Raw genomic sequence first — 10927 nt, forward strand, 5'->3', positions numbered from 1 at the left:
TTCGCCTGGCGACTGACGCTCAGCCCATGGTCGCGGTCGATCATCGTCCTGCGCTCGGCAGCAGACCTGCCTTGCCGAGCGCGCCGGACAAAAAACCGTTCTCCAGCGTCAACTCGCCGATCTGCGCGTGCAGCGTCTTCACGTCCTCTGCCGGTGCCGGAGCGACCGTGGCCGCCGCGCCGAACACGCCAGAGGCGCCTTCCAGAAGCTGCGTCCGCCACTGCGTGATCTGGTTCGGATGCACGTCGAACTGCTCGGCCAGTTCGACCAGCGTCCTCTCGCCCCTGATGGCAGCCAGCGCCACCTTCGCCTTGAAGGCCGGGCTGTGGTTCCGGCGCGGTCGTCTGGTCATGGTCTCTCCTCGCTCCTCGGCATCATGCCGATGTCGCGCGGATGATCCACTCAACGCCCCTGTTCAGATCTCCCGACCAGACTGGTTGCTGATTATTCCGCCAGTTCTCTCATCACCGTGATCAGGTCGGATTTCCCTTCAAACCCGATGCCGGGCAGCTCGGGCATGACGATGTGACCATCCTCGACCTTCACGCCATCCGGGAACCCGCCGTAGGGCTGGAATAGATCGGGGTAGCTCTCGTTGCCGCCGAGACCGAGCCCGGCCGCGATGTTCAGTGACATCTGGTGGCCGCCGTGCGGGATGCAGCGTGACGGCGACCATCCCAGTTGGTCGAGGACATCCAGGGTCCGCAAGTACTCCACAAGACCATACGACAACGCGCAGTCGAATTGCAGCCAGTCGCGATCGGGGCGCATGCCGCCATAGCGGATCAGGTTGCGCGCGTCCTGATGCGAGAACAGGTTCTCGCCGGTCGCCATGGGGCCCGGGTAGAACTCGGCCATTGCCGCCTGAAGCTGGTAATCCAGCGGATCGCCTATCTCTTCGTACCAGAAAAGCGGATAGTTTCGCAGCATCTTCCCGTAGGCGATGGCAGTCTCCAGATCGAATCGACCATTCGCATCGACGGCAAGCTGCGCCTGGTCGCCTATCTCGGCCAGAACAGCCTCAATCCGGCGCTGATCCTCGTCGATCGAGGCGCCACCGATTTTCATCTTCACGACATTGTACCCGCGATCGAGATAGCCCCGCATCTCCTTGCGGAGCGCGGAATCGTCCTTGCCCGGATAGTAGTAGCCACCCGCAGCGTAGACGAAGACCTTCGGGTTCGCTTCGACGCCCTTGCGCTCGGCCAGAAGCCGGAAAAGCGGCTTCTCTTCGATCTTGGCGATCACGTCCCATACGGCCATGTCGATCGTGCCGACCGCGACAGACCGTTCGCCGTGTCCGCCGGGCTTTTCGTTCTGCATCATAGTGGCCCAGATCTTGTGGCCATCCAGATTGGTGCCCTCGTCGTTCAACAGCGATGCCGGATCGGCGTGGAGAATGCGGTCACGAAAGCGCTCCCGAATGAGACCACCCTGACCGTAGCGACCATTCGAGTTGAAGCCGTAGCCGACAACCCGACGGCCGTCCTTGACCACATCCGTCACGACAGCCACGAGACTTGCCGTCATCTTGCTGAAGTCGATGTAGGCGTTCCGGATTGGCGATGAGATCGGCTTGGTGACGTCGCAGATTTCGACAATGCGCATTGGCTCGCTCCTATTGATGCTTGTCGCACAATGGCGATCACCTCAGTGGATAGTGGATCACATTAGGCGAACTCCAATGCCGATTAGGGCTATATTCATGCACAATGTGCATATATCATCGGGCGTTCTCACCAACCACTTTCAGCCAGAAGGCTTCGCAATGTGCAGACATGCGGGAGCGCGGCCGGTAGATCACGATCTGCACAGGGACATCCAGAGCCTCGCCTCCGGCGCGGACGAGTCTGCCGCGCTCGATGTCGCTTTCGGCGAGCGAGAGGGGAAGAAAGGCAACCCCCTGACCCTCTTTCGCCATTTCAAGATTGGTCGAGGCCAGAACTGAATTCATCGTCGGCTCGAGGCTTGGCCGCTCATGCCCTGCCCAGTGCGCCCTGAGGATTGCATTCAGACCCGAGGCGGCCGCATAAGCGATAAACGGAATCCCGGACGACCCGGGGCCAAGGGTCCACAGCGATCGGCCGCTCGAATCTGGAGCACAGAGTGGCACGAGCCGATCACTGCCGATCGGATGGCACCTGAACTGCCTTTCCGGGAGATCCTCTGCACTGGCGGGGCTCTTGTGACAGATGAAGAAACTGGCGTCGCCGTTCTGCATGAGCTTCACGCATTGCCGATGCGTGTCAGACACCATGTTGAGAGCGCCGATTTCGGCGGGTCCGCCCACCTGCATCAACCACTTTGGCACGAATGTGTAGGACAGCGCATGCGTGGCCGCGAGATTCAGGTTTCGTTGCGCTCGACCCGCAGCAGCCAACGCTTCAAGCCGGGCTTCCGAAAGCATCCTGACAATGGCTTCGGCCCGAGGGTGGAACGCCTTTCCTGCCGGCGTCAGGGCGACCTGACGGGTCGTGCGAAGGACGAGCGGCGTCTGAATCGCCTCTTCGAGATTCTTGATTCGGCGGCTGAACGCGGGCTGCGTCATGTTCCGGTTCTGGGCTGCACGGGAGAAGTTCAACTCGTGCGCAAGCTCCAGAAAGTCCTCGAGGAGCGTGATGTCCATCGGTGCCTCCAACCCGCATCCATGCATAGTTGGTATGAGCGAGCGACGCAAATGCCGTCATGCGCCCAGGTCTGCTTCGCTGAGTTCAAACGGTGTCTTTGTGTTTGCATCCCGGATCCGCTCGGCCAGCAGGTCGATAAAGACCCGCACCTTGGCGGTCAGATGGTGGCGTTCAGGATAGATGGCGGAAATGTTGGCAGTCTGGAAGTAGCCCGGCAGCACGACCTGAAGGCGGCCCTCGCGGACATGGTGGGCAATGTCCCACTCGGACCGCAGCATGATCCCGTGTCCGTGCAGCATCCATTCGCGCGCCATTTCGCCATCGTTGGTGCTGAGCCCGCCGTTCACACGTACCGAGGGAGTCTCTCCACGGCGGTCGTCGAACCGCCAGATGTCATAGATGTCGTGTTCCTGCCGCAGCACGATACAGTTGTGGTCGCGCAGATCCTGCAAGGTCTCAGGTTTCCCACGCTTTTCCAGGTACCCTGGGGAAGCGCACATGAACCTGCGGTTTCTTTGAAGCAGACGCTGGATCAGGTTGCTTGATGGCGGGCTGCCGAAGCGGATGTTCAGATCGACCGCCTGCTCGATGAGTTTCATCGGTGCGTCGGTCACGATCAACTGCACTTCGACGTCCGGGTACATGTCACAAAACGCGGACACCGTCGGAGCGATGTATTCGCGACTAAAGCCGAAGGTTGCGTTGATCCGAAGCAGGCCGCTGGGTTTTTCCTGGCCCGATCTCAGGCTGTTCTCCAGCTCATGGATGTCGCCGAGCAAACGTACGGCCTTGCCAAAGTAAAGCTCGCCTTCGCCAGTGAGGCTTACACGCCGCGTCGTCCGGTTCATCAGGCGGACGCCCAGCCGGTCCTCCAGCCGTGCAAGGCGGCGACTGACAGCAGAGGCGCTGATTCCGAGCTCGCGCGCGGTCTCGACGAAGCTCTCGTGCCGGGCCAGGAGCGCGAAGAACCCCAGGTCGCCCTCGGTCATTGCTTACCTCAGCGCAATAATGTTGTTCCGAAACCGTGATTATAGATTCCTGTGAGCTAGTCTAGGGTTCACGGAGCTCACCTGTGAGGTTTTGGTGGGCCCCTGTCGGCACGGGAGGCTTGCCAACAGGACCGGGGGGGCGACGCGATCACGGCGCAAGGTCGCAGAGCGAAGTCCCCTTAACCGAAAGCTGCGGCTCATACGCGGCCCGTGAGGAGGAAATCATGAGAACGGCTCTTGCAACCATCTTTGCCGGACTACTGGCGTCAACGCCGCTTGCGGCGCAGTCGGTCGAGGACTTTCCGTCCCAGCCGATGACCTACATCATCCCATTCAATGCGGGCGGCGAATCGGACATCTCTGCGCGTTTTCAGCAGTCTGAATGGGAGAATGTCACTGGCCATCAGGTGATCATCCAATACCAACCCGGCGCGGGCGGTGCGCAGGCTTGGTCGCAGCTCAATTCGCTTCCGGGCGACGGCTACACGATCATGGGCATCAACCTGCCGCACACGGCGTTGCAGCCTCTCGAAGGGTCCGTCGGTTATGCCACAGAAGATCTGACGCCGGTTCACTACTTCCATTACACGCCGGACGCGATCTTCGTCCGCGCGCAGAGCGAGTTTACCTCGCTCGAACAACTGGTCGAATTTGCCAAGGAGAATCCCGGCCTGGTAACCTTCGCGGGTTCGGGTTCCAACTCCTCGAACAATCTCGCCGCCATCCGCTTCAACGAGCAAGCCGGCGTGACCACGACTTACGTTCCCTTCTCGGGTACCGGTCCCTCGATTACGGCCGTGCTCGGAGGCTCGACGATGGCCGGTTTCAACTACGCGACATCTGGCGTGAGCCAAGGGGATGCGATGCGAATGCTCGCCGTCGCTTCGGAAGAACGCCTCGAGGCGTTTCCCGACGTCCCGACCTTCAAGGAACTCGGTTATGACATCGTGGGCGGCGCCTATCGCGGCGTGGCGGTTCCGGCCTCCACATCCGAGGAGCTGCGCCAGCGGATTTCGGATATTGTTTCCGAGATCAACGCGCAACCCGCCTTCGTCGAGAAGATGGAAAGCGCCGGCTTCGTGCTGACCGATATCGGCTATGATGAGATGGACGAATTCGTCGCAGAGCGTGTCGAGGAATACACCGCCGGCGCCAAGGCGCTGGGTATCATTCAGTAACGGCGCACGAATATGGAGATCATCGGCTACCTTCTGGACGCGCTGACACCGCTCAATCTGATGCTCGCCCTCATCGGTGTGATCCTCGGGACTGTGATTGGCGCCTTGCCGGGGCTCTCGGCGACCATGGCGGTGGCCGTGCTTGTCCCGTTCACCTTCGCGATGGATCCCGCCGCGGGCCTGATTGCCCTCGGCGCGATCTACACCGGTGCGATCTACGGTGGCGCGTACGCCGCCATCCTTGTGAACACGCCAGGAACCCCCTCAGCCATCGCCACGACGTTCGATGGCTTCCCGATGGCGCGGCGGGGCGATGGTGGTCTGGCGATTTCGCTGGCCACCATTGCCTCGGTCGTGGGCGGCATCGTTGGCGCGGTGGCGCTTCTGGTGCTGGCGCCTCCATTGGCAAAGGTCGCGTTGGCCTTCGGCCCGACCGAGTATTTCTGGCTGGCGATGTTCGGCCTGACCCTGATTGCCGCCTTATCCGTCGGAAACACTGTCAAGGGACTTATCGGCGCCTGCATCGGCCTTTTTCTGTCGATGATTGGCGTGGCGGTGGTTGGTGGCGACGTCCGCTACACGATGGGCATGCAGCGTTTCCTGGCGGGCATCGACCTGACATCGGCGATCATCGGACTCTACTGCGTGCCAGTGATCCTCGATCTGGTCGCAAATGCCGACCCTCATCTGAAACCGTCCGACACAGGAGGGCTGCGGTTTGCCGAAGGACTTCGTTATTCGCTGTCCCGAAAGCTGAATGTCATCCGTTCGTCCGTCATCGGCACGGTGATCGGCATTCTGCCGGGGGCCGGTGGATCAATCGCCGGACTGGTATCCTATTCGGAAGCACGCCGGTCATCGGGAAATCCCGAGAGCTTTGGCAAAGGCAACCCGGATGGGGTGATCGCTACCGAAGCGGCCAACAACGCCACCGTCGGCGGCGGCTTCATCCCGACACTCGTTCTCGGGATTCCTGGCACGCCGCCTGACGCGATCATTCTCGGGGCGCTGCTGGTGCAAGGCATCAAGATCGGTCCCACCCTCTTCACCACCGACGCCAACATCGTCTACACCTTCATCTGGGGCTTGCTCGTCGCAACCATCCTCATGCTGCCGGTCGGACTGCTGATTGGACGCTACGCATATTCCTCCATCACCAAGGTGCCAAAGGCCGTCCTGGCCCCTACAGTGGCGCTGCTGACCATCATCGGCGCCTTTGCGATTCACTCGAACGTCGACGACGCGCAATTGATGGTTGGTCTGGGCATCCTCGCCTGGATCCTGAACCGCTACGGCTTCCAGCCGTCGCCGATCGTTCTTGGCCTCGTTCTCGGATCGATTGCCGAGCAGGGATTTGTCCAGACCTATCTGATAGGTAGCGCATCCGGGCGGCTGACCGAGATGTTCTTCATGCGTCCAATCAGCATCGGGATCATCGGGGCGGCGTTGCTGACGCTGATCTTCCCGATCTGGTCAGACTGGAAAGCGAAACGCCGCAACCAAATCCTGCAAGTTTCCGAGCCAATGGCCGACGGCGGAACCGAAATCACGCCGGAGCCGAAGACACGCGACGTTCCGGGAATGGTGCTTGCTGTAATCTTCATTGCCCTCGGCATCGCAATCTACTTCGGCGCAAGCACGCTGTCAGCACTTGGTTCCGTATTCCCGATCACGATAGCCGCTGCACTTGTCGGCTTTTCGGCCCTGCTGATCGTTATGAATCTGCGCCGACCCGCCGGTGGGCCAAGTGAGACGCTCCACCTCGATGGCGGTGCCAAACGCCGTATGGCGCTGGGTGCAATCATGTTGGCCTGGGTGCTGCTTATGCCGGAGATTGGCTTTCTCGTGACCAGCATCATCGCCTTTGTGGCGATCATGGTCATAGCTGACTACGACCGGCCACCGGCCCGGACGTGGGCGATCTGGATTGCCTCAGGCGTGCTGATTTGCGTCGGTTTTTGGTGGCTTATGGCCAACGTGCTGCTTTTGCGGATGCCTGCCGGCGTATTGTTCTGATATCGGAGAGATTCAATGACAAGGAAAGAGTACAAGATCGCCGCAATCGGCGGCGACGGGATCGGTGTGGAGGTCGTCGATGCCTGCCTTGAGGTCCTGACCGCCCTCGCGGACCGCGCCGGCAGCTTCGACTTCAACGTGACCAAGTTCGACTGGGGCACGGAAAGGTACAAGCGGACAGGGGCGTTCATGCCCACCGACGGAGCAGACCAGCTGCGCGCCTTTGACGCCATCCTGTTCGGTGCTGTCGGCGCTCCGGACGTACCCGACCACCTTACGCTCTGGGGGCTGCGCCTTTCGATTTGCCAGCCGCTGGACCAGTACGCCAATGTCAGACCCACGCGCGTCCTGGCGGGAATCCAGTCGCCGCTGCGCCATGTCAATGGAGGCGAGCTCGACTGGGTGATCGTACGGGAGAATTCCGAAGGCGAGTATGCCGGCCAAGGCGGGCGCTCACATCCGGGCCTGCCGCTAGAGGTGGCGACCGACGTATCGATCTTCACGCGCGCCGGGATCGAGCGCATCATGCGCTTTGCCTTCAGACTCGCGCAATCGCGTCCGCGGAAATTGCTCACCGTCGTGACCAAGTCCAACGCGCAACGTCACGGTATGGTGCTTTGGGACGAGATTGCCGCCGAGGTTGCCCCGGAGTTCCCCGACGTCACATGGGACAAGATGCTGGTCGACGCGATGACCGTGCGCATGACGATGAACCCGGAGTCATTGGACACAATCGTCGCAACCAACCTTCACGCAGACATCCTTTCGGATCTGGCCGCCGCCCTCTCGGGTTCGATCGGTGTGGCACCGACGGCGAACCTGAACCCCGAACGGGAGACGCCGTCGATGTTCGAACCGATCCATGGTTCAGCCTTTGACATCACCGGAAAAGGTGTTGCCAACCCCATAGGCACCTTCTGGACCGCGGCAATGATGTTGGAACACTTGGGCGAGAAGCCTGCCGGCGACCGGCTGATGAAGGCGGTGGAGTTCGTGACGGCGAACCCCAGCCTTCACACACCCGATCTGGGTGGCAAGGCGACGACACGTATGGTGACCGATGCTGTCATCGATACGCTGCGTGGCCAAAACATCTGAGGAAACACCATGAGCAACCATTTGAATATTTCAGTCATCCCCGGCGATGGCATCGGCAAGGAAGTCGTGCCCGAAGGGCTGCGCGTTCTCGAGGCAGTGGCAAAACGACACGCGATTGATCTGCGTTTCATCGAGCACGACTTTGCTTCCTGCGACTATTATCTCAAGAACGGGCAGATGATGCCCGACGATTGGCGCGAACGGGTTGGAGGATCCGATGCCCTGTTCTTCGGCGCCGTCGGATGGCCTGAAACCGTGCCCGATCACGTGTCGCTCTGGGGCTCGCTGATCCAGTTCCGGCGGCAGTTCGACCAGTACATCAGCCTGCGTCCGGCGCGGCTGATGCCCGGCGTGCCATGCCCCCTCGTCGGCCGTAATCCCGGCGATATCGACATGTGGATTGTCCGCGAGAACACGGAAGGCGAGTATTCCTCGATCGGTGGAAAGATGTTCCCCGATACACCGCGCGAGGTCGTCATGCAGGAAACGGTCATGAGCCGGATCGGCGTGGATCGCGTGCTCAAATATGCGTTCGACCTGGCGGCGAAGCGCCCGCGCGCAAAATTGACGTCGGCCACCAAGTCGAACGGGATCTCGATCACCATGCCCTATTGGGACGAGCGGGTGGAGGAAATGGCCAGGAATTATCCTGGGGTCAGCGTCGACAAGTACCACATCGACATCCTGACGGCGCATTTCGTGCTGAACCCCGACAAGTTCGACGTGGTCGTGGCATCAAACCTCTTCGGAGATATCCTGTCCGATCTCGGCCCCGCCTGTGCTGGCACCATCGGCATCGCGCCGTCTGCCAATATCAATCCGGAACGCGCATTCCCATCGCTGTTCGAACCGGTTCACGGGTCTGCTCCCGATATTGCAGGAAAAGGCATCGCCAACCCTATCGGTCAGATTTGGTCTGGTGCAATGATGCTGGACCACCTCGGCCACCCCGACGCTGCGGGCGATATCGTTTCTGCAATCGAGCGCGTTCTTTCCGAGCCTGCATTGCGGACAAGGGATCTGGGCGGCTCTGCAGACACGGAGGCTTGCGGCAAGGCGGTGGCTGATGCTCTCGGCTGAGGCCCTCTTGAGCGAGGTGTTCAATCGTACCATCGCTGCGGCCGATCCAGCCACCATACTGGTGCAGCACCTGCCAGAGAAGCCCGCAGGCCGCTGCATCGGGGTGGGGGCAGGAAAGTCCCCCGCTTCGATGGCGCGGGCGGTCGAATTGGCTTGGCCTGATGTCGTCCTCTCGGGCGTCGTCGTTACACGTTACGGTCATTCGGTACCGACCGAACGCATCGCGGTACGCGAAGCATCCCACCCGGATCCGGACGCTGTTGGTGGAGCCGCGGCCACGGGAAAACGTCAAAGTGGTTCGGTCGGCCACTCAGGATGACTTGCTCCTCGCCCTCATTTCCGGCGGCTCGGCACTGATGGCGCGCCCGGTGCCTCCCTTGACGGCGCTGGACAAGTCAACGGTCAACAAGCTGCTGAACTCGGGACTGTTGATTTCCACCCGGAACTGACCCGGGTTGGCGCCTGATTTCCACGGAGATTTGACCCCTGTGACAAGCGGTCCCTGTGGCGGCGGCGGGGCGGCGGCCCCCCGGGCGACCCCGGGGGGCCAACTTCCCCCTGAGCGCGGTGAGCGACGGGGGGCATCGGAGTGATCCACATGGGACTTTTGAACGTCATCCGCCGCATGGCTCTGCGGGAGAAGCTGCCGATCCGCGAGATCGCGCGCCGGACGGGTCTGTCGCGCAATACCATCAGGAAGTATCTGAAGGCGGGCACGGTCGAGCCGAAGTTCTCGGTGCCGGAGCGGCCCAGCAAGCTCGACCCGTTTGCCGACAAGCTGGCAGGCTGGCTGAAGACCGAGACCTCGAAGTCGCGCAAGCAGCGCCGGACCCTGTCGCGGCCGCATGCCGATCTGGTCGCGCTCGGGTTCACCGGTTCCTGCAACCGGGTCGCTGCCTTTGCCCGTGGGTGGCGCGCAGAGCGGCAGCGAGAACAGCAGACAACGGGACGCGGCACTTTCGTTCCGTTGACCTTCCGCCCGGGTGAAGCCTTCCAGTTCGACTGGAGCGAGGACTATGCCGTGATCGGCGGCGAGCGCACGAAGCTTCAGGTCGCCCATATCAAGCTGGCACACAGCCGGGTGTTCCTCGTCCGCGCCTATCTGCTGCAGACCCACGAGATGCTGTTCGACGCCCATTGGCGCGGGTTCCGGGTGTTCGGTGGTGTGCCGGAGCGTGGGATCTACGACAGTGAGGCGTGAGCCGCCATCGGTTCGAGGCCACGCCGAACGCGGACGGCGGTGGACCGCATCGGCAGGGGCAAGGATCGCCAGATCAACATCCGCTTCCTCGCCATGGCCAACCACTATGTCTTCGAGTCGGAGTTCTGTAATCCCGCCTCGGGTTGGGACTGCGCCAGCGTGGCGCCACCGGTCCGAGCCCGCTGGCGCAGGGGCAGGTCGAGAAGAACGTGCAGGATGCGCGGCCGCGCCTGTGGCAACCGATGCCGAACTTTCCGGACCTCGCCGCGCTGAACGCCTGGCTCGAGCGGCGTTGCCTGGAGCTTTGGCGGGAGATCCCGCATGGCCGTCTGGTCGGGAGCCTCGCCAATGCCTGGGCCGAGGAGCAGCCCGTGCTGATGCCGCTGCCGCCGGCCTTTGACGGGTTCGTCGAGCAGAGCAAGCGCGTCTCGCCTACCTGCCTGATCAGCTTCGAGCGCAACCGTGACACGCGTGCCGGCCTCCATCGCGAACCGGCCTGTCAGCCTCCGGGTCTACCCCGATCGGCTCGTCGTGGCCGCGGAAGGGCAGATTATCTGTGAGCATGAACGGCTGATCCAGCGCTCCCATCATCTGCCGGGCAGTGTCCCAGCGGTTGGTGTAGGAGGCCGCGCGCGGAGCCCTTGGCGTAGCGCAGCGCGCGGCCGGGCGTGACGCTGGCGGCCATCGCCGATCTTCGGGAAGGTTCGGGTTGCGAGACCTTGAACCGATACGGAGATG

9 protein-coding genes and 2 pseudogenes are annotated in these 10927 nt (G+C 61.9%); 7 read left to right on the top strand and 4 right to left on the bottom strand.

The features are described from left to right. The 4 genes and pseudogenes from KTN05_RS16595 to KTN05_RS16610 all read right to left on the bottom strand — a co-directional run. Nucleotides 1-352, bottom strand: a pseudogene (locus KTN05_RS16595) (transposase); the annotation flags it as partial. A gap of 92 nt (nt 353-444) precedes the next feature. Further along, on the bottom strand, nt 445-1608 hold the full coding sequence (locus tag KTN05_RS16600; RefSeq protein WP_217330500.1) for a mandelate racemase/muconate lactonizing enzyme family protein: 1164 nt from the start codon (nt 1606-1608) through the stop codon (nt 445-447). Between the two features lie 115 nt (nt 1609-1723). After that, nucleotides 1724-2626 carry a LysR family transcriptional regulator gene (locus KTN05_RS16605; RefSeq protein WP_217330501.1) on the bottom strand — a complete coding sequence of 301 codons (903 nt, stop codon included), beginning with the start codon at nt 2624-2626 and terminating at the stop codon, nt 1724-1726. Between the two features lie 57 nt (nt 2627-2683). After that, nucleotides 2684-3616, bottom strand: coding sequence for a LysR family transcriptional regulator (locus KTN05_RS16610; protein WP_217330502.1), 933 nt, complete (start codon nt 3614-3616; stop codon nt 2684-2686). 224 nt (nt 3617-3840) lie between these two features. Here KTN05_RS16610 and KTN05_RS16615 point away from each other — a divergent pair, with 224 nt between their 5' ends. The 7 genes and pseudogenes from KTN05_RS16615 to istA form a co-directional block, all read left to right on the top strand. After that, nucleotides 3841-4794 carry a tripartite tricarboxylate transporter substrate binding protein gene (locus KTN05_RS16615; RefSeq protein WP_217330503.1) on the top strand — a complete coding sequence of 318 codons (954 nt, stop codon included), beginning with the start codon at nt 3841-3843 and terminating at the stop codon, nt 4792-4794. Between the two features lie 12 nt (nt 4795-4806). Next, nucleotides 4807-6810 carry a tripartite tricarboxylate transporter permease gene (locus tag KTN05_RS16620; RefSeq protein ID WP_217330504.1) on the top strand — a complete coding sequence of 668 codons (2004 nt, stop codon included), beginning with the start codon at nt 4807-4809 and terminating at the stop codon, nt 6808-6810. A gap of 15 nt (nt 6811-6825) precedes the next feature. Continuing rightward, nucleotides 6826-7908, top strand: coding sequence for a tartrate dehydrogenase (locus tag KTN05_RS16625; RefSeq protein ID WP_217330505.1), 1083 nt, complete (start codon nt 6826-6828; stop codon nt 7906-7908). A gap of 9 nt (nt 7909-7917) precedes the next feature. After that, nucleotides 7918-8988, top strand: a complete 1071-nt coding sequence (locus tag KTN05_RS16630; protein ID WP_217330506.1) for a tartrate dehydrogenase — start codon at nt 7918-7920, stop codon at nt 8986-8988. 16 nt (nt 8989-9004) lie between these two features. After that, on the top strand, nt 9005-9307 hold the full coding sequence (locus tag KTN05_RS16635; protein WP_371823398.1) for a DUF4147 domain-containing protein: 303 nt from the start codon (nt 9005-9007) through the stop codon (nt 9305-9307). A 1-nt stretch (nt 9308) separates the two neighbouring features. Next, the gene (locus tag KTN05_RS18270; RefSeq protein ID WP_254368308.1) at nt 9309-9437 is read left to right on the top strand and encodes a DUF4147 domain-containing protein; all 129 of its coding nucleotides are present in this window, start codon (nt 9309-9311) and stop codon (nt 9435-9437) included. Nucleotides 9438-9586: 149 nt separating this feature from the next. Next, a pseudogene (istA, locus tag KTN05_RS16640) lies at nt 9587-10789 on the top strand (IS21 family transposase); the annotation flags it as partial. Between the last annotated feature and the right edge of the window lie 138 nt (nt 10790-10927).

The sequence above is a fragment of the Paracoccus sp. Z118 genome (genome assembly GCF_019061185.1).
Taxonomy (GTDB): domain Bacteria; phylum Pseudomonadota; class Alphaproteobacteria; order Rhodobacterales; family Rhodobacteraceae; genus Paracoccus.